General features: G+C 55.5%; 22 protein-coding genes. 17 read left to right on the top strand and 5 right to left on the bottom strand.

What is annotated here, in order from left to right; genetic code table 11:
• The first annotated feature begins 101 nt into the window (after positions 1-101).
• Positions 102-1253 (top strand): glycoside hydrolase family 88 protein, encoded by a 1152-nt coding sequence (locus tag ABE504_RS08115; protein WP_430086878.1) that lies wholly within the window; start codon positions 102-104, stop codon positions 1251-1253.
• Between the two features lie 28 nt (positions 1254-1281).
• Entirely contained in the window at positions 1282-2856 is a 1575-nt protein-coding gene (locus ABE504_RS08110) for a glycoside hydrolase family 43 protein (protein WP_430086875.1), read from the top strand.
• A 77-nt stretch (positions 2857-2933) separates the two neighbouring features.
• On the opposite strand, the gene ABE504_RS08105 is transcribed toward ABE504_RS08110, so the two are convergent.
• Positions 2934-3122, bottom strand: a complete 189-nt coding sequence (locus ABE504_RS08105) for a hypothetical protein (protein ID WP_430086873.1) — start codon at positions 3120-3122, stop codon at positions 2934-2936.
• 209 nt (positions 3123-3331) lie between these two features.
• Between ABE504_RS08105 and ABE504_RS08100 the strand changes: the two genes are divergently transcribed.
• A complete protein-coding gene (locus ABE504_RS08100; RefSeq protein WP_430086871.1) occupies positions 3332-4408 on the top strand; it encodes a Gfo/Idh/MocA family protein in 1077 nt (358 codons plus the stop codon).
• Between the two features lie 12 nt (positions 4409-4420).
• Here the strand turns inward: ABE504_RS08100 and ABE504_RS08095 are convergent, their stop codons facing one another.
• Positions 4421-5374, bottom strand: a complete 954-nt coding sequence (locus tag ABE504_RS08095) for a helix-turn-helix domain-containing protein (protein ID WP_430086869.1) — start codon at positions 5372-5374, stop codon at positions 4421-4423.
• A gap of 137 nt (positions 5375-5511) precedes the next feature.
• On the opposite strand from ABE504_RS08095, the gene kdgD reads away from it, so the two are divergent.
• The 7 genes from kdgD (at position 5512) to ABE504_RS08060 (ending at position 13681) form a co-directional block, all read left to right on the top strand.
• On the top strand, positions 5512-6435 hold the full coding sequence (gene kdgD / locus ABE504_RS08090; protein WP_430086867.1) for a 5-dehydro-4-deoxyglucarate dehydratase: 924 nt from the start codon (positions 5512-5514) through the stop codon (positions 6433-6435).
• A 12-nt stretch (positions 6436-6447) separates the two neighbouring features.
• Positions 6448-7443: a mannonate dehydratase gene (locus tag ABE504_RS08085; RefSeq protein WP_430086865.1), complete on the top strand. Its 996-nt coding sequence runs from the start codon at positions 6448-6450 to the stop codon at positions 7441-7443.
• Between the two features lie 3 nt (positions 7444-7446).
• On the top strand, positions 7447-8907 hold the full coding sequence (gene gucD / locus ABE504_RS08080; RefSeq protein ID WP_430086863.1) for an alpha-ketoglutaric semialdehyde dehydrogenase GucD: 1461 nt from the start codon (positions 7447-7449) through the stop codon (positions 8905-8907).
• Between the two features lie 92 nt (positions 8908-8999).
• On the top strand, positions 9000-10172 hold the full coding sequence (locus tag ABE504_RS08075; RefSeq protein WP_430086860.1) for an alanyl-tRNA editing protein: 1173 nt from the start codon (positions 9000-9002) through the stop codon (positions 10170-10172).
• Positions 10173-10725: 553 nt separating this feature from the next.
• Positions 10726-11151: an NfeD family protein gene (locus ABE504_RS08070; protein ID WP_430086857.1), complete on the top strand. Its 426-nt coding sequence runs from the start codon at positions 10726-10728 to the stop codon at positions 11149-11151.
• Between the two features lies 1 nt (position 11152).
• On the top strand, positions 11153-12082 hold the full coding sequence (locus tag ABE504_RS08065) for an SPFH domain-containing protein (RefSeq protein WP_430086854.1): 930 nt from the start codon (positions 11153-11155) through the stop codon (positions 12080-12082).
• Positions 12083-12334: 252 nt separating this feature from the next.
• A complete protein-coding gene (locus ABE504_RS08060; protein WP_430086852.1) occupies positions 12335-13681 on the top strand; it encodes a hypothetical protein in 1347 nt (448 codons plus the stop codon).
• A gap of 572 nt (positions 13682-14253) precedes the next feature.
• Here the strand turns inward: ABE504_RS08060 and ABE504_RS08055 are convergent.
• Entirely contained in the window at positions 14254-14394 is a 141-nt protein-coding gene (locus ABE504_RS08055) for a hypothetical protein (protein ID WP_430086849.1), read from the bottom strand.
• Between the two features lie 123 nt (positions 14395-14517).
• Between ABE504_RS08055 and ABE504_RS08050 the strand changes: the two genes are divergently transcribed.
• From ABE504_RS08050 to ABE504_RS08030, 5 genes are all read left to right on the top strand, one after another.
• Positions 14518-15534, top strand: coding sequence for an NAD-dependent epimerase/dehydratase family protein (locus ABE504_RS08050; protein WP_430086846.1), 1017 nt, complete (start codon positions 14518-14520; stop codon positions 15532-15534).
• Positions 15535-16602: a dihydrodipicolinate synthase family protein gene (locus ABE504_RS08045; RefSeq protein ID WP_430086843.1), complete on the top strand. Its 1068-nt coding sequence runs from the start codon at positions 15535-15537 to the stop codon at positions 16600-16602.
• An 84-nt stretch (positions 16603-16686) separates the two neighbouring features.
• Positions 16687-17493: a polysaccharide deacetylase family protein gene (locus ABE504_RS08040; protein ID WP_430086839.1), complete on the top strand. Its 807-nt coding sequence runs from the start codon at positions 16687-16689 to the stop codon at positions 17491-17493.
• A gap of 171 nt (positions 17494-17664) precedes the next feature.
• Entirely contained in the window at positions 17665-17832 is a 168-nt protein-coding gene (locus ABE504_RS08035; RefSeq protein ID WP_430086836.1) for a Spo0E family sporulation regulatory protein-aspartic acid phosphatase, read from the top strand.
• Between the two features lie 188 nt (positions 17833-18020).
• Positions 18021-19850, top strand: coding sequence for a hypothetical protein (locus ABE504_RS08030; protein WP_430086833.1), 1830 nt, complete (start codon positions 18021-18023; stop codon positions 19848-19850).
• A 6-nt stretch (positions 19851-19856) separates the two neighbouring features.
• Here ABE504_RS08030 and ABE504_RS08025 read toward each other — a convergent pair whose 3' ends face one another.
• Positions 19857-20687 carry a helix-turn-helix domain-containing protein gene (locus tag ABE504_RS08025; protein WP_430086831.1) on the bottom strand — a complete coding sequence of 277 codons (831 nt, stop codon included), beginning with the start codon at positions 20685-20687 and terminating at the stop codon, positions 19857-19859.
• A gap of 60 nt (positions 20688-20747) precedes the next feature.
• The gene (locus ABE504_RS08020; RefSeq protein WP_430086828.1) at positions 20748-21518 is read right to left on the bottom strand and encodes a phytanoyl-CoA dioxygenase family protein; all 771 of its coding nucleotides are present in this window, start codon (positions 21516-21518) and stop codon (positions 20748-20750) included.
• A gap of 239 nt (positions 21519-21757) precedes the next feature.
• Here ABE504_RS08020 and ABE504_RS08015 point away from each other — a divergent pair, with 239 nt between their 5' ends.
• Both ABE504_RS08015 and ABE504_RS08010 read left to right on the top strand, forming a co-directional pair.
• A complete protein-coding gene (locus ABE504_RS08015) occupies positions 21758-22819 on the top strand; it encodes a Gfo/Idh/MocA family protein (protein WP_430086825.1) in 1062 nt (353 codons plus the stop codon).
• Positions 22820-22855: 36 nt separating this feature from the next.
• Positions 22856-23716 (top strand): sugar phosphate isomerase/epimerase family protein, encoded by an 861-nt coding sequence (locus tag ABE504_RS08010; protein ID WP_430086823.1) that lies wholly within the window; start codon positions 22856-22858, stop codon positions 23714-23716.
• Positions 23717-23723 lie beyond the last annotated feature (7 nt).

The following is a 23723-nucleotide window of genomic DNA, read 5'->3' as shown; positions in this document are numbered from 1 at the left end:
GTCCGTCTTTAAAAACTGCATTTTCTTCCCAAGTCGGATGAACTACACTGGTTGAACAACGACCAAGCAGGTCAATCTCAAAAGGGAAGTGGACATATCGCATGTTAAACGTACAAGAACAAGCCTGGATGCAGGACGTAGTTGGCAAGCTCACAACGAAAATGGCGTGGGTCAGCGAAAAATCAAAAAACAAAATTCCATATACGACGATTGATGGGACGCACGACAACCGCATCGTGGACAACCCGACAGGCACTGAAACCGACGGCATTTGCTGGTGGACGAACGGCTTCTGGGGTGGGATGATGTGGCTGATGCATCATGAAACAGGCGACGAGAAGTATAAAGAAATTGCCCAGTTTTCCGAGACGGAGCTGGATCGGTGTTTCGAGGATTACTACGGACTGCATCACGACGTCGGGTTTATGTGGCTGCCGACGAGCGTGGCGAACTACCGCGTAACCAAGAATCCTGAATCGCGCAAAAGAGCGCTGCACGCAGCCAACCTGCTCGCAGGGCGCTTTAATCTGGCGGGCGGCTTTATCCGCGCCTGGAACGATCTGGAAGGATCCGATACGCGCGGCTGGGCGATCATCGACTGCATGTTCAACATCCCGCTGCTGTACTGGGCGTCCGAGGAAACGGGCGATCCGCGCTTCAAGCAAATCGCGATGAAGCATGCCGATACGGCGATGACGGCGTTCGTCCGCCCGGACGGCTCGGTAAATCATATTGTCGAGTTCGATCCGTTTAACGGCGGCGTCGTGAAAACATACGGCGGCCAAGGCTACGAGGAAGGCTCTTCCTGGACACGCGGCCAGACATGGGCGCTGTATGGCTTTATGATGAGCTACATCCATACAGGTAAGGAGGAGTACCTGCATACCGCGAAGCGGATTGCGAACTATTTTATCGCGAATATCCCGGCGGATGGCGTTATTCCGGTCGATTTCCGGCAGCCGAAGGAGCCGAAGCGCGAGGACGACACGGCGGCGGCGATTGCGGCCTGCGGACTTATCGAAATGGCCAAGGTCGTCGGGGAGTACGAGAAGCCGCTCTACCTGGACGCGGCGATGAAGCTGCTTAAAGCCTTGGATGCCCGCAGCGACTGGACGGGGAACAGCGATTGCATCTTGCAGTACGGTTCCGGTGCTTACCATGCGGCGAGTCACCATCATGCGATCATTTATGGCGATTACTATTTTATGGAAGCGATTTTCAAATTAAAAGGAAACGATCTGTACCTGTGGTAGAGGTTTCCCGGCAAAGGAGAGCGAGCATATGATTCACAATCCGATTCTGCGCGGCTTCCATCCGGACGCCTCGATTCTTCGGGTCGGCGACGACTATTACATCGCCACATCCACGTTCGAATGGTTTCCCGGCGTAGTCATTCATCATTCCAAAGATTTAAAGCATTGGCGGCCGTTAACCCGCCCCTTGGACCGGGTGAGCCAGCTTGATTTGCGCGGCGTGCCCAGCTCCGGCGGCATTTGGGCGCCATCGCTAAGCTATGATAACGGCACCTTCTACCTGTGCTTCACGAATGTGGTCGGTCGCAAAGGCGTCTACAAAGACTTGCACAATTACGTCGTAACGGCACCGTCGATCACAGGTCCTTGGTCGGAACCGATTTATTTGAACGCCAGCGGCTTCGATCATTTCCTGTTCCATGACGCGGACGGGCGCAAATATGTGTTCAATATGCAATGGGATTTCCGGCAGGGGCGGAATCGCTTCGCTGGCATCGTCATGCAGGAGTTCTGCCCCAAGGAGGGCAAACTGATCGGCGACATCAAGTTGGTGACGAAGGGGACGGATCTTGGCGTAACGGAAGGTCCGATGGTGTACCGCAAGGACGGCTACTATTATTTGCTGCTGGCTGAAGGCGGCACAGGTCCGATGCATGCGGCAACGCTGATGCGCGCAACGTCGATTGACGGGCCGTATGAAGTCGATCCCGACTATCCTCTGATGACAACTCGAGAGTCGCCGGAGCATCCGCTGCAAAATGCAGGACATGGCTCGCTGGTCGAGACGCAACACGGAGACTGGTACATGGTGTTCATCTGCCTGCGGCCGCTGCCTGACGGAAGCGGACTCAGTCCGCTGGGCAGGGAGACGTCGCTGCAAAAGGTCGTCTGGACCGAAGACGGCTGGCTGCGCCTCGCGGGCGGCGGAAAGCAGCCGCAGCTCGCGATCCCGGACACCTCGCTGCCGCCGGATCCGTTCGCCCCAGAGCCGGTGCGGGACGATTTTGACGCGCCGACGCTTGGCGTGCATTGGCATTCGCTGCGGGTGCCAATGGCGTCGTCGTGGCTCAGCTTGACCGAGCGTCCTGGCTTCCTGCGCCTGAGAGGCCGGGAGTCGCTGATGTCCTTGCACCAACAGAGCCTGGTGGCCAGGCGGATCGAGAGCTTCGAGTGCGAGGTCCGCACGTGTGTGGACTACGAGCCGGAGGCTTTTACCCAGATGGCGGGGCTTGTGCTCTATTACGACGATGCCGACCACTATTATCTGCGCATCTCCCGGGATGAGGAGCACGGCAAGCATCTGGCGATTATCGTCAGCGACCAAGGGCAGTATGCCGAGCTGGATGCTTACGTGCCGATTCCGGAAGGCGAGCGTGTGCATTTGAAAGCGACGATGAAAGTTGAGCGCATTCAGTTCTCTTATAGTCTCGACGGTTCGAACTGGCTGCCGATCGGCCCTGATCTCTATTCGGGCAATCTCGCCGACAGCTACCGGGGGAAACTATCGTTCACGGGAGCGTTCGCGGGCTTGTGCGCGCAGGATTTGCGGGGAACGCGTCTGCATGCGGATTTTGATTATTGGGATTACGAAGAGCTATCGTAGACATTTAAAGAAGCCTCTCACTCTGCCGGCTTGGCAAAGCGAGAGGCTTTTCCCTTTTAGGAAGACCCCGATTAGGTTTACAAGCAAAAGCTTAAAACAACCGTAATATCTCTCTCCGACAAATCGATATGCCCCTGTTCGTTGCGGTTGAACACGTAGCCATTGTTCTCAATCCCTTGACAGATGCGGGATAGTCGATGTTCGTCCATTTGGATCAGCTTGGCGAATTGATCGAGATGCATGGGCTTATCATTCAGAGAAATCATGTGGACACCCTCCGTCCAGTTAATTTTGTGCTTAAGCTTAACTTATCAAGATCGCGCTGCGAAGTATCAGGAAATTTGTCGGCGAATTTAGAAAATCAGTAAGAGTTTTACAGTTTGTCACAAACAGCCAGTCCATGAGAGGAAGTCGACAGGGGGCGATCGAAGGGGCTACAATAGAAGGAGTGCTTAACGATGAGGAGGCGGATTGTATGGCAATTCCATTCAGCATTATCGGCGGGGCGGGGTTTCGCGCCCAATATTTTTTACGGATTGCGGCGGCGCTGCCCGAACGCTTCCGGATCAGCGGCCTGGTCGTCCGTGACGAGGCGAAAGGCAGAGCGATGGAAGCCCAATGGGGCGTGGCTACTTACCGTACGCTGGAGGCGTTGCTTGCGAAAGAACGCCCGAGCTTTGCGGTTGTCTCTGTCGGTTGGGCGGAGTGCCCGAACTACCTCGTGCAGCTTGCCGAGCATGGCATTCCGGCTTTGTCCGAAACGCCGCCAGCACCCGATCTTGACGGGTTGCAAATGCTTCATGAGCGCCTGACGCTGCGCGGGGCAAAGGTCCAGGTTGCCGAGCAGTACTGGCTGCATCCCGTCCAGCAGGCACGGCTTGCGCTGATCCGCTCGGGCCGGCTGGGCCGCATTACCGAGACGACGGTGTCCATCTCCCAGACTTACCACGCAATCAGCCTCATGCGCAAAATGCTGGGCGTCACGTACGAGAACGCCGTTATTCGCGGCACGCGTTTTAGCTCGCAATGGGTGAACGGCCCGACACGCAGCGGCCCGCCGACGGAGGACAAGCTGATTCCGCTGCAGAGAGATATGGCGTGGCTGGATTTTGGCGATCGGCTTGGCATTTACGATTGGACGAAAGACCAGCATCGGTCCTGGACGAGGTCCAATCATTTGAACGTGCGCGGAGAGCGCGGGGAAATTTGGGATCAGCGGGTTCTTGTGCAGCAGGCGGATTGCTCGGAGCAGCGGCTGGAACTTCAGCGCATCAATAAAGGCGAATGGGAGAATCCTGAGGGCTATTATTTGAAGGGCATTCTATGCGGGGAGCGCTGGGTGTACGAGAATCCAGTTGCGCCGGCGCGTCTGTACGACGACGAGATTGCGATTGCCGACTGCCTGCAGCGCATGGCGGAGTATGCGGCGGGCGGGCCGAGCTTCTACAGTTTGGCGGAGGCATCGCAGGACCATTATTTGGGCATGATGATGGAGCAAGCGATCGCAACTGGCGAAACCGTGACTACGGAGCGCCAGATCTGGGCGGAGTAGCGGCCGGCGCGCCTAATCTTTATGATAACGCTTGGCGACCTGCGCCAAGTAGGTATGGATGAAGGCGTCCACGGCTTCGGTATTCAAACATTTTTTTCGGAATGCGCTTGGCGGCGTTCCCATTTCGCGGGTAAACACTTGGGTAAAATAGTGAATGCTTTCAAAGCCGGTATCCTCGGCAATTTGCTTTAGCGGCAAATCCGTGTAGCCTAGCAAATAAGCGGCGCGCTTGATGCGCTCGGTTTTGACGACGGAGGGGAACGACTGGCCCAGCTCCTCCGCCATGAATCGGGATAGCTGGCGTTCGGAAAGATGGACGTTCTGAGCGACATCGCCGATAGCGATTTTTTCCGATAAGTGGGCTTGGATGTACGACCTTGCTTGCTTGAGCGTGCCGGCATATTCGGATACGACAGCCAGCAGCGCCGGATCTGGCGAAAAGGAATGATGCTGGAACAAATTGAGACAACTCAGGACGAGGGAATAGGCCAGCAGGGCAATCGGCTCCTGATTCCGCTCGTTGGCTTGCGAAGCCTGCAGAAGCAGAGCCTGCCAGATCAGAGCAGGAGCACTCTGGTCGGCATTGGGGATAAACAAGTGAGCGTGCCCGCACAGCTGGCGAAAATCGCTGAGAAAGGTCTCGCTGCATTCCGCTTCAATCGGCTCCAGTGCAAAGAACAGCAGTTGCATCCCTTCAGCGCTTTGAATATAATGCCGGCTCTCGGGCTTGGAGCAGTACAGTGTACCCGTACGAAGCGGATACGTCACGCCGTCATGATAATAGACACCCGCTCCGTCCAGCACGTAGCAAATTTCAAAAAAAGAGTGTGTATGCGGGCTATTGCCCTTATGCTGAGGTTTGGCCCCCCAATAGTGAATGAACAGCGAAGCGGTTTGGCCTTTGAGCTGCACCAGATGCTGGTTCAAATACAGATTGCTGCGGGAACATACGGTAGGATTCAGCATGGGACGATTCGCTCCTTGGGTAGATTGACGTTCATTATAGCACGGAATTTTTAAAAAATACGGCATGATTTTATAAAGACGCCCCTTGAAAGGGTTTTCTATAATGAAATAGAAAACTTGTAAAGGGGCTGTTTGCATTGAATCAGGAACATACGATTTCGCTCGCCGGTATTATGGGATTTCCGGTTACCCCGTTTGACAATCGGGAGCAAGTAAATGAAAATGCCTTCCAGGCGAATGTCCGATTCCTCGTCAGCCATGGCTTGGATTCCATATTTGTCGGCGCGGGCTCCGGTGAATTTCAGTCACTGACGGTTCACGAATACGCACAGCTTCTCACAGCGGCGATTAGTGAAACGAACGGCAGGGTGCCCGTGTTTGCAGGCGCAGGCGGCAACATTCGCGATGCGGTGGAGCGCGCGCAATTGGCGGAGAAGCTCGGTGCCGACGGCCTGCTGCTGCTGCCACCTTATTTAATTATACCTGAACAAGAGGGGCTGTTTCAGTACTATCAGACGATTGCCGGCTCTACGAGCCTGCCGGTCATCGTCTACCAGCGCGACAATGCGGTATTCACGCTGTCTACGTTGGAAAGATTGGCGCAAATCCCGAATGTGATCGGATTTAAAGACGGTCTTGGCAATTTTGAGCTGAATCTTGAATTTGTGCAGGTCATCGGAAAGGGGCTCCAGTGGATGAACGGCATGCCGCTCGCCGAACTGACGATGCCGGCCTATTCCGCGATCGGTTACCGTTCGTACTCTTCGGCGATCTCCAACTATATCCCGCATGTTTCTCGTAAATATTACGAATGTCTGCTGGCTGGCGACGAGGCGATGCTTCAGCAGATCTACCAGGAAATCATTTTGCCGATTCATCGGATTCGTCAACAGCGCAAAGGCTACGCGGTCTCGCTCATTAAAGCCGGCATGGAAATTGTTGGCATACCTGTCGGGTTGACCGTTCGCGCTCCGCTGATTCCAGTTGAACGAGCGCATTATGCGCAGTTGGAAGCCATCATTCAGCGCAGTCATGAGCTTATCGCTATTACTAACGCATAGGAGGAACGAATCATGATGAAAGTATCCATTCAAGTGCCGACGACCGAGCTGTCAGACAGCGATTTGCGACAAATGTGCCAGCTTGGCGTGGATTGCATCGATTTTACGCGCGGCTCTTCTTTTCCAGGTGTGAAAGAGATGGGCTTTCCGGATCTTGACGGTCTGCTGAAGCTCAGGAAGCGAATCCGCTCCTTCGGCATGGAGATCAACCGGGTGACGCTGCCGGACATTTCCAGCAGCTTTATGGCGGGCGAGCCGGACGCGGAGATCCAACTCGAACATGGCGCAAACGCGATCAAAGCGTTCGGCGAAGCAGGGATTACGCTAGTGCGGCAGCGGTTTGCCGGCGATGTGTTTCCGCGTATGTCCGAAGACTATACGGCTGTGCATCGTGGTGGTGCGCTTGTGCGAGGGGAAGCGCGGAACCCTCGCGAGCAGCCGCCGAGTGTGGCGGAGCTTGAAACGTGGTGGCAGCGTTTTGACGCTGTGTATGCCAAGCTTGTGCCGCTTGCGGAGGATTGCAACGTGAAGCTGGCGGTCCACCCTTCGGACACGCCGCATCCGAATACGACGTTTGGCGGTCTCGGCTTGAATCGGGTGATCGATGCGTTCCCGAGCCGTAACGTAGGGCTCGTGTACTGCGTAGGGACGCGCGGGGAAGCTGGCGGGACGCCGCTTGTCCTGGATGAAATTTTCCACTACGGACGCAAAGACCGTATTTTCCTCGTTCATTTCCGGAATATTCGCGGCAGCCTGGCGACAGCGGGCGCATTTGAGGAGGCGCTGCTGGACGAAGGGCATATGAATATGCCAAAAATTTTGATGGCGCTGCACAAAGTCGGCTATACCGGCTGCATCAACCCCGATCATATTACAACGCTCGAGATGGACCGCGCCCCGTATAATTCCTCCCCATCCGGCATCGGCTGGGTCGGTTGGTCCTATGCGGTTGGCTATGTCAAAGCGCTGCTGGCCGCAGTCACCGAGTATAACGGCAGGGGGTACTAAGCGATGGCGCAAGATGCTCAGGTGAGAACCTATCTCAACTATATCGGCGGTGTGTGGCAGTCGGCTTCCACCGGCGAAACGGAGTCGAGCTTTAACCCTGCGAACCGACATGACATCGTCGGCTGCGTGCAAAAGTCGTCCGCCGCCGATCTGGACACGGCGGTGAACGCCGCCGAAGCTGCGCGGCTGCCGTGGCGCAAGCTCGCAGGTCCCGCGAGAGGGGACCTGCTGTTCAAGGCGGCGAATGAGCTGGAACGCCGCCTGGACGAAATCGCGGAAGCAATGACCCGCGAGATGGGCAAAACGCTGCCGGAGGCGAAAGGCGAGACCGCGCGCGGCGTCGCGATTTTGCGTTATTACGCCGGCGAGGGCATGCGCCGAAATGGAGACGTCATTCCGTCTACGGACAGCGCGGCATTGATGTTCACGACGCGTGCGCCGCTCGGCGTGGTCGGAGTGATTACGCCATGGAATTTCCCAGTGGCGATTCCGGTGTGGAAGATCGCGCCGGCCTTGATTTTCGGCAACACGGTCGTGTTTAAGCCGGCGCAGGAAAGCGCTGTGACCGCTGCGCTGCTCGTCGAATGCTTCCACACCGCAGGGCTGCCTGCCGGCGTGCTTAATCTGGTGACCGGCGACGGGGAAGCGATTGGAAGTGGGATGTCGGCGCATGCGGGCATCCACGGGATTACATTTACCGGCTCGGGTCGCGTCGGGAAACAAGTCGGGCTCGCCGCACTGGCCCGAGGGGCCAAATACCAACTGGAGATGGGCGGCAAAAATCCTATCATCGTGGCCGAGGACGCCGATCTCGAGCTTGCCGTCGAAGCAACGGTCAGCGGTGGTTTGCGCTCGACCGGACAGAAGTGCACTGCAACAAGCCGCGTCATCGTGCACAGCGCCGTTTATGACGAGTTCAAGCGGAAGCTTCTGCAGAAGGTCGAGGGAATTCGAGTCGGCGATGGACTTGCGAGCGATACCTGGATGGGGCCATGCGCCAGCGAGAAGCAGTTCCACACCGTGCTGTCGTACATTCGTACAGGGGTTAAGGAAGGCGGGCGGCTGCTGGTCGGCGGCGGGCAGGTTCAAGGCCTGGAAGACGGCTATTTCCTGGAGCCGACCGTCTTTGAAGACATCACGAGCGAGATGACGATTGCGCAGGAGGAAATCTTCGGCCCAGTGCTGGCGCTCATGAAAGTCGATTCCTTTGAGGAAGCGCTACGCCTTGCCAATGATGTACAGTACGGCCTTAGCGCCTCGGTCTTTACGCGGGATATTGGACGAATGCTCACTTTCATTCAGGACATGGATGCCGGTCTGGTGCGGGTGAATGCGGAAAGCGCAGGCGTTGAGCTGCAAGCGCCGTTTGGCGGCATGAAATTTTCCTCATCCGGCTCCCGCGAGCAGGGACAGGCGGCTATTGAGTTTTATACTGAAATTAAAACCGTCTTCGTTAAAGCTTGACGGTGCGAATTTGACAACCTTTTCGGAAGATGGAATGATGGTAGGACATAGGCAAGCAAACCCTCATGTCTCCGACTGGAAAGGAAATTCGCATGACAACGAAGCTTTATTACGAATCTGCGTATACGACGGCATGGAAGGCTGTCATTGCTCAAAAAATAACCCGTGACGACGGTCTTTTTGTAGTGCTGGACCGGACGGCGTTTTACCCGCATGGCGGCGGCCAGCCGTGTGATCGCGGGGAAATTCAAGGCGTCCCTGTGCTGGACGTGCGCTTGGAAGGAGCCGACGTGCTGCATCTCGTGCCGCATTTCCCTGCGGAGACGGATGTGGATTGCCGGATCGATTGGCCGCTGCGCTTCGATCATATGCAGCAGCACAGCGGGCAGCATCTGCTCTCCAGCGTGTGCCGGGATCTGGTGCAGGCGATGACGGTCAGCTTTCACCTCGGGCTTGATTATTGCACCATCGATGTAGATCGGTTGGACTTGACGGCCGGCGACCTGGCGGCGATCGAAGCGGAGGCGAATCAGCGTATTTATCGCAACTTGCGGATCTCAAGCTATTTCGTTTCGCAGGAAGAGCTGGCGCAGCTGCCGGTCGTCAAGCCGCCGAAATTGACGGCGAACATCCGCATCGTCGAGATGCAGGACGTGGAGTACAACGCCTGCGGAGGCACGCATGTGTCGTCTACCGGGGAGATCGGCTTGATCAAGCTGCTCAAGACGGAGAAGCAGAAAGGGAACCTGCGGCTGTATTTCCTCTGCGGGCACCGCGCTTTGGCGGAATTCACGGCAAGTCAGCGCATTCTTCAAGCGATTTCCGCGAGATTTAAAACCGGCAAAGACGAAATCGAAAGCCGCCTCGACAAGTGGGAGCGGGAGCAGAAAGCGCTTGAAGCCGAGCTTGCCCGCTTGAAAGAGGGGCTGCACGGTTACATGGCGAAGGAGCTGCTGCAGGAGGCGCAATGTGCACGGCTAGTCGCTCGCGTCTTCGAAGATCACTCGCTGCAGGATTTGCAGAGCTTGGCGAAGCAGATGACCGCAATGACGGATCAGGTTGTCCTGCTGGCGACCAAGCTGGACCATAAAATTGTCCTCGCCCATAACGGCAAGGGCGCAGTGGGTTGCGGCGCGTTTTTCAAAGCGCATCTGGCAGGCTTTGGCGGCAGCGGCGGCGGCAGCGACAAGCTGGCGCAAGGCGGGTTCGCGAGCGATCCGGAGCTGCTCGCTTTTATGGCGTTTGCCCAGGCGGAGCTGGGCTGAAAGGCGGTTTGGCAAGCGTTAAGTGGGCTGTCCTCGTGTGAAGGGCGGTCTTTTTGCGCATATCGGAAAGCGTATCCTCGAAGTTGTTCTATGCCATCCGTAAACGCTCCCGTCCCGTTGAGGACGACGAAGTCGTTTATCTTTGGGGTAAATGCCTATGCGATTCGAGTGAGTAACGGTCTTCGTGCTTGCGCATCGAGGTGAGCCGGGCCAGTTCTTTCCCAATAGGCGGACTAACGGAACGACATGCCGCTATTTCAGTCAAATTCACAGTATCCAGCCAGAAGCGGAACGAGGTGATCTTATTCGGGCTCCGGGCCGTCCATTTCGCTTAAAATGACGCAATTAAGGTCGTCTCACTCCCTCTGCTGCCCAAATCAACCGAATCTGTGCAAATAGCGACATGACGTTCCTCTCAGCATTCCCCGACATCTCCACTGCACGCTAGCTGCTATCATGCGCTTTACGCCGCCAACCCAGACATACTCCTCCTTTTCCCATCATACACCTGTAAGTGTGGACTTGTTGCTGAACAAGGGAGGTGGCCTGCAAGGTGCTCTGGTTGATTTGGCTGATTGTCGCTATGTTCTTTGTCATTTTGGAACTGTTTACAGGCACGTTCTACATGCTGGTGCTCGGTATCAGCGGGCTGCTGGGAATGGCTGCGTCGCTTCTCCATGCACCCGTGTGGGTGCAGCTTGGTCTATTCGCTGTGTCGGCTTTCCTGCTGTATGCGTTTGCAATGCCCTTGGGCCGCAAGCTCATTCCCGCGTCCAAAGAAACGCTGCCGAGCGTTAGTCAGTTGGTCGGGCAGAAAGCGCATGTTATTCGCGAAATCGTACCAGGGGAAGGCGGACTTGTCAGAGTAAATACGGAGTTGTGGAGCGCGTTTGCCGAAGAGCCGATTGCGGCAGGGGAAGTTGTGACGATTGAGGAAGTCAAAGTGTCCAAACTCTATGTGAAAAAAGGGCAGGTGTAGCATGGTCGGCATAATTGTGGTTCTGATTCTCATTATTTTGGTCGGCGTCTTCTTGATCAAAGGGATTCGTATCGTTCCGCAGCAAACGGTGGCGATTGTCGAGCGCGTCGGCAAATTCCACAAAACGCTGAACGCGGGCATCAACATCATTATTCCGCTCATCGATAGCATCCGGAGCCGGCACGACCTGCGCATCCAGCAGGAAAAAGTGCCTTCGCAATCCGTGATTACCAAAGACAACGTTGCGATCGGCGTTGAACTGGCAACGTTCTATTCGGTTGTCGATCCGAAGCTGGCAACTTACGGCATCGCCAATTACGTGCAGGGCATTCATAATATCGTCGCTTCCGCCTTGCGCTCGACGATCGGGAAGATGGAGCTGGACGAAATCTTGTCCAACCGCGACCGCATTCAAGCAGAGCTGCGGCAAGCGCTGGACAACGCGTCCGAGAATTGGGGCGTCCGCATCGACCGCGTCGAAATTCTTCAGCTCGAGATTCCGATTGACATCCAAACCTCGATGGAAAAGCAAATGCGTGCGGAGCGGGAAAAACGGGCAAGCATCCTGCAGGCGGAAGGCGAAAAGCAAGCGACCGTGCTCCGTGCGGAAGCGCAGCAGTCCGCTGTTGTCCTGGCTGCGGAAGCCGAGAAGCGTCGACAGATTCTCGACGCCGAGGCGAAGCAGAAGTCGCAGGAGCTTGAGGCGATGGGGCGCGCCGAAGCGATCCGCCTCGTCGCGAATGCGGAGCGCTCGCGGATCGAAGCGCTGAACGAAGCGGGGTTAACGTCGCAGGTGCTGACGTACAAATCGTTTGAGTCGTTGTCCGAAATGGCCAAAGGCAGCGCCTCTACCATTTTTCTGCCGACCGACGTCGTCAGCACGCTGGGGTCGATCGGCGCCGTGTCCAAAATGTTCAAGTCAACTGAATAATCCGTTAGACGTCGCCTCATGATAGGCGGCGTTTTTTTCGGCGCGTTTCGGAACGTCTGCATTCGAATCGGCTTTATGCCATCTGCCAACTCGCCTCCCTGAAAGAGACGCGCAGGCGGGGCATTCCTATTCATTTAAAGACGTGAAAAAGAATTGTCTTTTAGTTGGCCAAAAGCGTATACTGGACATATCTGAGCCGGGCAGCGGGTCCGCTGGTTCTCGGCTACCCTCGTACATAAGGAGCGTATGTTCATGGATATTCCCAATCGGATTGCGATCGGCCTTGTGGGGCCTGATGCCCTTGTCCATAAAGTGTTAGGCGTCATTGCCACGTCGTTTCCGTCCTTGCATCCCGTCCCGCAGGTGTGTTCCACGGAGGAGGCGCCGATGGCGGCGGAGCAGCTGCTCACCGAGGTAGAGGTGCTCCTCGTAACGGGGCCTGGCCTGTATCGCAAAGTCAAAGATCATGTGCTGACTTCGCTCCCCGTCCATATGCTACCGTTAACCGATACGGGCTTGTACAGTGCATTGTACAGGCTCAAAAGCGCGCAAGCAGGCAGCTCCGGCGTCATGCAGTTTACGATCGATTCCTTCACGTCTTCGGCTATCGCCAAGCATGTCAAAGAAATCGGCGAAAATCCCGCGAATTTTCTCGTTTTTGATAGCGGGCCTTATCCGTCGGCCGAATCCCTGATCGCGTTTCACCTGGACGCGTACCGCAGCGGGAAGAGCGCAGGCGCGATGACTACGGAAAAAGAAGTGGCAGACCGCCTCGCGCAAGACAACGTGCCGTGCGAATGGATCACGCCCACGGAAGGGAACATCACCGTTGCGTTGGAGCGGGCGCTGCTGTCTACGGAAACCCGCCGCAGCAAGGAAGCGCAAATTCTCGTCGGTATGCTGAACGTCGACGATTTCGGCAAAAAGCTGCAGCAGCAAGGCTCTGAGCACGATATTCAGCGCTTCAAGCTGGACATTCACCGCAACCTCATCGACTACGTCGAGTCGCTTGACGGCTATTTGACGCATCTGGGGGCGGATGAGTATCTGTTTTTTACGACACGCGGCATCTTTGAACGGGAAACCGTCGGCTACAAATCCGTGCCCCTCGCGCGCGAAGTGTGGAAGTCGATGGGCTTGTCGCTGAGCATGGGCATCGGGTTCGGGCGCAGCGCGAACGAGGCGGGCACCCACGCGCGGCTTGCGCTCCGCCGCTGCAAGGAGGCGGGCGGCAACACGTGCTTCATCGTGCGCGAGGACAAGACCCTCATCGGTCCGCTGGAGATGGCGGACCCGCTCGCGCGGGATCTGTCGGTGACCGATCCCGCTCTGCTCAAAAGCGCGGAGGACGCCGGCATGACCTCCTCCTACCTCAGCCGGCTCATGGCGACCGTCGCCCGAACCAGCAAGCTCGACTTCGAGGTGCATGAGCTCGCCAGCATCCTCGGCATCACCGTTCGAAGCACGCATCGCCTGCTGCTGCAGTGGATCGACCATGGCTTGATCACGATCACTGGCTATATTAAAGTGCCGAAAGGCCGGCCGAAGCAGACGTTCCGGCTCATCTTCCTGGAGAAGTTCACCGGCGAGCAGGTGTGAGCCGACGTGCTCATCTCTGGCGCGAGTAGTCGCCGTGGGAGGAGTCCGTGCTGCTGCCGCTTGCAGTCGCGCCGTTGTCCACCCCGCGTACGCGTGGCTATCCGCCCAAGCAGCAGTACTGCTCTCTGCCCCGCAGCCGCACTGCTGTGGCATTGCTTGGAGGCGGCAGCCGGCCTCTCCTCATGCGATGAACTGCATTTCCTACAGCAAATGTGGAAGATTAACGCCGAAATGAAAGCATGACCTGCATTTTGTACATGTCTTTTTGCTGAAATTGAGGAAAACAGCTCGGATAAAGGGGGCGGCCTCGATTTTTTGCTGTAGTTTTTGCAGGATCTTGCTCCGATTCGCCCTGTTTGAAGCATTTTACCTGCAGGTTTTGTAGGTTCTCACGCTTGATTAGTTGGAGACCACTGTAACGCCCCCAGCCGCCATCGAACCGTCACAGTAGCGCCCATGCCCCCCAGCCGCCATCGAACCGTCACAGTAACGCCCATGCCCCCATCCACCATCGAACCGTAACAGAAACGCCTATGCCCCCATCCACCATCGAACCCATGCCCCCGCAGCAACTATCGAACCGCCACAGAAACGCCCATGCCCCTCAGAAGCCATCGAATCCACGCCCCCCAGCCCCCAGCCCCCAGCCCCCAGCCCCCAGCCCCCAGCCCCCAGCCAGCTGCCACCGAAGCGTGTCTCCAAACTTCAATCATTCCACCCTTCCCCTCATCACGCCCTCATTAAAAGACACTTTAAAGATTTGTCTTTTAACATTCGCCGTAGGTATACTAATTTCAGAGCACACGAACTTGATACAGAAGAGGGAGACGATAACGATGAGAACGTTGGAAGATTTGGATGCGGCGATGTCAAAGCCGTCGGCGGCACTGGTTCAGTTTATGCGAGAGTTGGAAGGCGATATTATGCTGCTTGGCGTCGGAGGCAAAATGGGACCGAGCCTGGCGAGACTTGCCATGAATGCGATTCGCGAGGCGGGCGTCGATAAGAAAGTGATTGGCGTCTCACGCTTTTCCGAAGCGGGTCTCAAAGATGAGCTTCAAGCCTACGGCGTAGAGACGATCGCTTGTGATCTGCTGGACGATGCTGCGCTGCAAGCACTGCCTGACGTGCCAAATGTGATCTACATGGCGGGAACGAAGTTCGGGACGACGGGCAAGGAGCATTTTACATGGGTGATGAATGCGTATTTGCCAGGACGTGTCGCTGAAAAATATAAAGACTCCCGCATCGTCGTGTTCTCGACGGGCAACGTGTATCCGTTTACGCCGGTTACTTACGGCGGTGCGCACGAGGGCATGAGCCCTGCGCCGATCGGCGAGTACGGCCAGTCGTGTCTGGGCCGCGAGCGGATGTTCGAGCACTACAGCCACAAGAACGGCACACCGGTGTTGATTTACCGTCTGAATTACGCGATCGACCTGCGATACGGCGTCCTGCTCGAGCTCGCCAAATCGCTCAAAGAAGGCCGCGCCATCAATCTGGCGATGGGTCACTTCAACTGCATTTGGCAGGGGGATGCCAATGAAATCGCGATCCGTTCCTTGGCCGCAGCGCAAAGCCCGGCGAACTTCCTGAACGTAACGGGGCCGGAGACCGTGTCCGTACGCTACGCAGCGGAGCAGCTCGGTAAGCGTCTCGGCATCGAGCCGACGTTCGTCGGCCAAGAGTCCGAGACCGCGCTGCTCAGCAATGCGTCGAAATGCATGCAGGAATTCGGCTATCCAAGCGTATCCCTTGGCCAGATGCTGGACTGGATTGCCGAGTGGACGCTGAATGGCGGCAGCACGATCAACAAGCCGACGCATTTCCAGGAGCGGGAGGGGAAATTTTAAATGACCAAGCGACCAGAACTCTCACAATCGCAGTTCGAAGCGCTGCACGGCGGGCTTGTCATTCCGGCGCATCCGCTGGCACTCACCGCCGATCGGCAGCTCGATGAGCAAAGCCAGCGCGCGCTGTCCCGCTACTACATGGCGTCGGGATCCGGCGGCATTGCAGTCGGCGTGCACTCGACGCAATTCGAAATCCGCGAGCCGCAGCACAATCTGTTTGAAACCGTGCTGCGCATGGCTTCCGAAGAGGTCGATCGCGCGAAGCTGGCTCGCCCGTTTATTAAAGTGGCGGGCATCTGCGGCCCGACCGAGCAAGCCATCGCCGAAGCCGATACGGCAATCGGGCTTGGCTATGACGCTGGCCTCCTGTCCATGGGCGGCCTTAATGCCTACAGCGAAGCGCAAATTCTCGAGCGTACCGCGCGCATCGCAGAGAAAATGCCGGTCATCGGCTTTTATCTCCAGCCTTCGGTCGGCGGCAAAATCTACTCTTTCGACTTCTGGAAAGAGTTCGCCCGCATCCCGGGCATTGTCGCGATCAAGATGGCGCCGTTCAACCGCTACCAGACCATCGACGTCGCGCGCGCGGTCTGCTATTCGCCAAGACGCGATGAGATCGCGCTGTACACAGGCAACGACGACAACATCGTGAACGATCTGCTCACGGTCTATAAATTCCAAGTGGATGGCCAAACGGTGGAAAAACGCATCGTCGGCGGCCTGCTCGGCCACTGGGCTGTCTGGACGCGCAGAGCGGTTGAACTGCTGGAAGAAATCAAGCAGGTGCGCGACAACGCCTCACTTGACCGCGAGTGGTTGACGCGGAACATCGCCGTCACGGAAACGAACGCCGCGTTCTTCGATCCGTCGCACAGCTTTGCCGGCTGCATCCCGGGCATTCATGAAGTGCTGCGCCGTCAAGGACTGATGAAAGGCACATGGTGCTTGAATCCGCACGAGGAGCTCTCACCAGGCCAAGCGGAAGAAATCGACCGCATGTACCGCGACTATCCCGAACTGAATGACGACGAGTTTGTGAAACAGCATTTGGCGGCGTGGCTCTCATAATTTATCCCAAACAGCTACCCTTGAAATGAAATTTTTGGTAGACTGAGAGAATCGGTCTTAAAACGTTTCAAGGGGGCAATCTACATGCTGCGTATTCGCTTTGATCGGTTTCCGAACGGGCTGACGAAAGCACTGACGTTAAGCTTCGACGACGGAAGAATCCACGATCGCCGATTAGTTGACAAGTTCAATGAATACGGACTGAAAGGAACGTTTCATTTGAACAGCGGTTTTTTAGGTAAAGAAGGCTATATATCCGCTTCAGAAGTCAAGTCGTTGTTTGCAGGCCATGAGGTATCGGCCCACACCATCGATCATCCTTTTCTGGAGCAATCGCCAGCGGAGCAGGTCGTTCATGAGATTTCGAACGACCGTGCTGCGCTTGAGGCGCTTGTCGGGTATCCTGTTCGCGGCATGAGCTATCCGTTCGGCACGCATTCCGACGCAGTCGTCGCCATGCTGCCGACGCTTGGCATCGAATATGCGCGTACCGTGGAAAGTCATCAAGGCTTCCATATGCCGAAAGATTTTCTCCGCTGGCACCCGACTTGCCATCACAAGATGATGGTTGAGCTTGCAGACAAGTTTGTCCAGCTTGAGCAGCGGCATACCCGCATGGCACTGTTCTATGTATGGGGCCACAGCTACGAATTCGAGAATGACAACAATTGGGAGCTTATCGATCACTTCGGGGAAAAAGTAGGAGGCAAAGCTGACATCTGGTATGCGACCAATGCCGAGATTGCAGCGTATATGCAGGCGCTTGGCAGGCTTCGTTTCTCCGCGGACAGCCGAATCGTTCACAATCCGTCGGCCACTTCCGTCTGGATTAGCGCGGAAGGCGATGCTGTCGAGATTCCTGGAGGCGCAGTCGTACAATTGTCAACCTGACATCTGCGTTGTAGTGAACGGTTGGTAAAATTGCAGGCATTAAATAAATTTTCAAATATAGGTAATTTTCAGCATTTGCTAATATTTTCTTAACAATATTAAGTTATGATATAGGCAACATAACGGTTAACTTATCCACGGGAAGGAAATTTCAAATACGGAGGGATCAACATGGGTCAAATGGGTGACTTGGAACAAAAGATTGAAGCAAAGCGTAACGAGCTGAATCTTGCCTATCGCGTTTATGGACTCTTGTCTGAAACTGTTTTGAAACTTTCAATTGAACTGGATAAACTGTTAAATGCCTATTACGAATTAACGCTCGTTCGAACTGCATAAGCAACAAAGCCGAGATCACGAGGTAGCTTGTGAGGCTCGGCTTTTCTTTTTGATGGCGACTATGACCCAAAGCAGGCAGGGGGGATAGAAGTTAAAATTGCGTACATTTGTGTCAAAATTAACGCTAGTGAATTCCTTGGAATCGGATTATAGTAAGAGAGGACTGAAAAAATTTCGAGGTGATGCCCATGAACAGCCGATCATTCTTGCAAGCGCTGCTTGCTCATGAAGCGGAGCATGCTGCACTTTTTCAAGAAGCAAAGTTGAAACGTTCTAATCGTCAGGCGGGAGACGCAAGCCCGCTGCTTGCCGCTGTTTACGACGAGATTTTGCCGATTGCAGACAGTTATGTCACGAAGCCGATTAAGGCACTGCCTTTTCGTTTATTTGATTTGTATCGTACGCAGGGAACGCGCATTGAATTTGAGCACGTGTATTTCGACCGCCGCCGCCGCTTGGCTTCGCTGGCTGTCGCTGCGCTTCAAGATGAGGGAGATACGTATATTGCGGCCTTGGAAGATACAATTTGGGCGATATGCGACGAGTTCACCTGGTGTTTGCCGGCCCATCTGGGCAACCATGATGCAGCCCTTGAAGGAGAAGAGGACAAGCATATCGACCTTTTCGCCGCCGAGACGGCGCATGCGCTTAGCGAAACGTGCCATTTGCTTGGCGACCGGCTGCAGCCGCAAGTCGTAAACCGTGCGCGCAGGGAAGCGATGCGCAGAGTCGTTACTCCGTATATGAGCGTCAAACGCGCGTATTGGTGGGAAACGAGCGACATTAACTGGTCGGCCGTGTGCGCCGGCAGCGTGGGCATGGCCGCCATCTACCTGCTTCCGGATTCCAAGGTGCTGATGCCGATTTTGACCCGGGTGATGGATGCGATGGAGTGCTTCCTGGAAGGCTTCACCGATGAAGGCGCCTGCCTGGAAGGCTTGAATTACTGGTATTACGGGTTCGGTTATTATGTTTACTTCTCGGAGCTGCTTAAGCAGCGGACAGGCGGCAAGGTGGATTTGCTGCAGACTTCAGATAAAGTTCGCCGCATTGCACTGTTTCCGCAGCGCTGCTTCCTGCAAGGGAATCAGGTGGCGAACTTCTCGGACTGCTCGCGGACCGGCGGCGTGGAGCCGGGCATTTTCAGCCGCTTGGGCGAGCAGTTTGCAGACATCCGGGTACCTGCCCTTGAGCCTTTGGCAGCGCCGATCGACCATTGCGGACGTTATGCCAAGACGCTACGCAGCGTGGCTTGGCTGAATGAGCCGCTGCTGAGGGAGCGGGAAGGGATGGCGCTCGGCACGGACTTCCTGCCGGAAGCTCAGTGGATGATCGCAAGATGGCAGTCCGGCGAGCAGACCGTCAGCTTTGCAGCGAAAGGCGGTCATAATGACGAGCCGCATAATCATAACGATATTGGCAACTTCATTTGGCTGGCGGACGGCGTGAGATGGCTTGACGATCTGGGATCGGGGCGATATACGAAAGCCTATTTCGGACCGGAGCGGTATTCGATTCTATGCAACAGCTCGGCGGGGCATAACGTGCCGATCATTAACGGCGAGCTCCAACAGGCGGGACGGGCATATGCCGGTCAAGTGCTGAACGTCGCACTTTCGGATACCGAGGACCGATTTAAGCTGGACATCAGTAAAGCGTATACGGTTCATGGCCTGGAAAGTTTGGAGCGGGAGTTTGCGATGGATAAAGTGGAAGGCAAGCTGACCCTGACGGATACGTTCACGTTCAGCACGCCGGGGGCTGCGATTACGGAACGCTTTGTCACGCTTGTGCAGCCGGTCATTGCCGCAGAAGGGGAGATTCGGCTGGAAGCCGAGGGAAAAAGCCGCGTGCTGCGCTATGATGCCGCAAAGCTGAAGGCGTCAATCTCCATGGAGGAGCATGCCGGTCATCACGACGAATGTGAGCGCGTCTTTTTAATCGATTTGACGGCGGCGGAGACAGGGAAGCAATCGAGCTTTACGATGACGTTGGAAAACGGCGGGACGGCGCGCTAGTACCGGCTAATCGTTCAGCCACAGACCGAACTGCTGGCGGTATTGCAACGGGGTGAGGCCGGTTTTTAAACGAAACATACGAGAGAAGTAGTTGGCGTTGTCGATGCCCAACTCGTAGGCGATTTGCGATACGGGTTTAGAGCTGGCCGTCAGCTGCTTTTTCGCTTGTTCGATTTTGAGGCTATGTACAAAATGAAGCGGAGCTTGTCCGGTTTGCTTGATAAACAGCTTGCGAAGATGCGATTCGCTAAGCTGCACAAGCTCGGCAAGCTCTTTAATTTCTGGCATGCGGTGCGGATGCGCATTCAGGAAGTGAATGATCGTATGGATGCGGGTGTCCGCATGCGTATAGGCGAAGAAAGATTCCCCGGCAGTGCTGGTGTGCAGCAGTTCATACAGGATGCGCAGCAGCGCGGACTGCTGCAGCAGGTGCACGTATGGCGCTGATTTATCCGCGTGCAGAAGCATTTCTTGCAGCACCGGTTCCAAGTGGCGGTACGTTCCTTCAAACAGCACAGGCGCGTTGATCACTTGCGCCCAGCTGCGGTGGCTGACCATCGTCACTTCCGCGTCGAAGTTGATGCTCGTGAGCAGCAATTCATCGGAGACAGCACGGAAGGAGATGAGGCTGCCGGCCGGAAGGATGCATACCTGCCCTTCGGCGCAGCGATAGGCCGTGTCGCCTATTTCCAGGTGAAAGCTCCCACGATGAACGTACCAAAGCACGGTATGACGAAGCGTGCGGCGGCTGCTCCCCCAGCGATAGTCCAGCGGATATTGAATGATGTGCAGAAATCGGATCGCCAGAGATTCTATCATCAGTTGAAAAGAGTTCATGAAACAGCCACCTCGCACTTGGTCTAATAATGAGCATATCCATTATTGTAGCACGTTTGCTTAACTTTCAGGTACAGGCACTATGCCTTGAATGCCCTCGTTTAATTTAAATTTGTCTTCGCCGCTGACGAGATAAGTGCGAATGCGGGTCGTATCGCCGCCCCACTCGTCCATCTTGAACTTGACTTCCGGCGTCGTATAGCGGACAGAGAACGCGACGCGCGGAATGTTGGAGCGGTTCGTCTCCGATCCGTGGAACGTTGCTTCATTGAAAAAGGCAATTTGTCCAGGGGACATTTCCAAATCGACCGCTTTGGACTCGTCGATCGCGTCTGCCGGCAAGCCTTGTTCAAATGCACTGGCATTGGTGCCGGTAGATACATGCTCGACAATCGATTTGTGCGTGCCCGGAATGACGCGCAGACAGCCGTTCTCCCGGATCGACCAGCCGAGGCTGACCCAGGCGGTGGCATTGATCGCCGGCTCCATCGGCCAATAATTGATGTCTTGATGCCATGGAATGAACTTGTCGTTATTCGGCTCTTTATACCAGAAATGCATCGCCCACAGCACGATGTCGTCGCCGAGAATTTGCTTCATCGCCCCGACAATGCTCGGATGCGTAGCGAGCTGGTACGCCCAGTGATGGCGTTGGTGCCATGCCGAGAGATTCATTTTGGTCGGACCCGGCTCGTATTTGGACTGCTCCAGCACATCGAAAAAATGCTGATAGTACGTGTCCGCTTCTTGCAGGGTCAGTCCTTGCATCGGGCCGCTGTAGCCTTCTTTTTGATATTGGTCGAGCGAGAATGGGTTTCCTTTCGTAATCATCGCAATTCCCTCCAGGTCGGCAGTGTGTTTGTCTGCCGTTTCGTTATGTTTCATACTTATATTGTAAGCGCTGCGAGCTATGCAAGTTAGATCTCAAATCGATTATGAATAGCACAAAACGATTGTTTTAAAATGCTTTTAGATATATAGTCCATGAACCTGCGTATTCTATGTATTCATCTCTCCGAGAGGACGTGCTACCTTAGAAGAGTAAATGAATGAAGGAGGCACACTTTCCGATGAATAACAAGCTGAAGATTGGCGTGATTGGGGCAGGTTCCATTTCCGATTTGCATTTTGCGTCTTATGTGAAGGAAGAGCAGGCGGAGCTGTTCGCCGTGTGCGATTTGAACAGAGAGCGGGCGGAGGGCAAGGCGGCCAAGTATAACATTCCGCATATTTATACAGACTATCGTGAGCTTCTGGCGAATCCGGAGATCGATGCGGTCAGCATCTGCACGTGGAATAACACGCATGCGGAGCTGAGCATCGCGGCGCTGCGCGCGGGCAAGCATGTATTAGTGGAAAAGCCGCTGTGCAAAACCGTTGAGGAAGCGCTTCAAATTGGGCAGGCGGTGCAGGAAACAGGCAAAACGCTGCAAGTCGGATTCGTTCGCCGCTACGATACGAATGCGCAGTTGGCGAAGCATTTTATTGACAACGGTCAGCTCGGCAGTATTTATTATGCCAAAGCGTCCTGCTTGCGCCGCCTCGGCAATCCCGGGGGCTGGTTCTCGGACGTGGAGCGCTCCGGCGGCGGCCCGCTGATCGATATTGGCGTCCACGTGATCGACGTGTGCTGGTATTTGATGGGTAGACCGAAGCCGGTATCCGTCAGCGGCAATACGTATCGTCAGCTCGGCAACCGCGCCAACATCAAGAACTTGAATTTCTATAAAGCAGCGGATTACGATGCCGAGCACAACACGGTGGAGGATTTGGCGAATGCGCTTATCCGCTTTGAGAATGGCGCGTCGCTCATGATCGACGTCAGCTTTACACTGCATGCGAAAAAGGACGAGATTTCCGTGAAGCTGTACGGCGATAAAGGCGGCGTGGAGCTGGAGCCGGAGCTGACGTTTGTGACCGAGGTGCTGGATACGATTACGAACGTGTCGCCGCAAACGAACAATAAATCCATTGAGATTAACAGCGCGTTCCAAAATGAAATCTCGCATTTCGTTTCGTGTGTGCTTTCCGGCGAAACGCCGATCAGCCCGGTCGAAGATGGGATTAATATGATGAAAATCCTTTGCGGCATCTATGAATCGGCTGCGAAAGGACAGGAAATCCGCCTGTAGCGGAGCCATCCACTGAACAGAAAAGGAGAGTTTCGCATGAAGCTTGGCGTTAGCTCATACAGTTTATTTCAAGCGTTAAAATCAGGACAAATGACGATTATGGACGTAATCGACTGGATCGCGGACCAAGGCGGCGAGCATGTTGAGATCGTGCCGCTTGGCTTTGATTTGATCGGAAGTCCCGAGCTGCCGGAGCAGATTCGGGAGAAGGCGGCTTCGCGAGGGCTTGATATTTCGAACTATGCGATCGGCGCAAATTTCTTGACGGATACGGAAGAGGCTTACCTGCAGGAGATCGAGCGGGTTAAAAAAGAAGTCGACATCGCCGCTCGGCTGGGCGTCAAGAAAATGCGGCACGACGTCGCGCGCAGCGAAGATTTGTCCATCCGCAATTTCAACGCAGTGTTGCCGAAGCTGGCGGAGGCTTGCCGTCAGATCGCGGATTACGCGTTGCAGTATGGCATCGTGACCTCTGTCGAGAATCACGGGTTCTTCATTCAGCAAAGCGATCGCGTGCAGGCGCTGATTCATGCAGTAGACCGCGACAATTTCAAGACGACGCTCGATATCGGCAATTTCCTGTGCGTGGATGAGCAACCTGTCGCTGCCGTACAAAACAATTTGCCGTTCGCGTCCATCGTACATGTGAAGGATTTCTACGTTCGCCCTGCGGGCAGTCCGCTCGGTGAAGGCTGGTTCCGCTCCACGCATGGCACCTATTTGCGCGGCGCCATTGCCGGGCACGGCGACATTCCGATGGCGGATGTGCTGCGCTTGGTGAAGGACTCCGGCTACGACGGCTACATCTCACTGGAGTTCGAAGGCATGGAAGAATGCAGAACGGGCACGCGCATCGGGCTGGACAATATTCGCAGAATTTGGGCTGAGCTTGGCTAATTTCACA

This window comes from Paenibacillus oryzisoli, assembly GCF_050467285.1.
GTDB classification, from domain to species: Bacteria; Bacillota; Bacilli; order Paenibacillales; family NBRC-103111; genus Paenibacillus_E; species Paenibacillus_E oryzisoli_A.
This window is presented reverse-complemented; position numbering and strand designations above follow the sequence as displayed.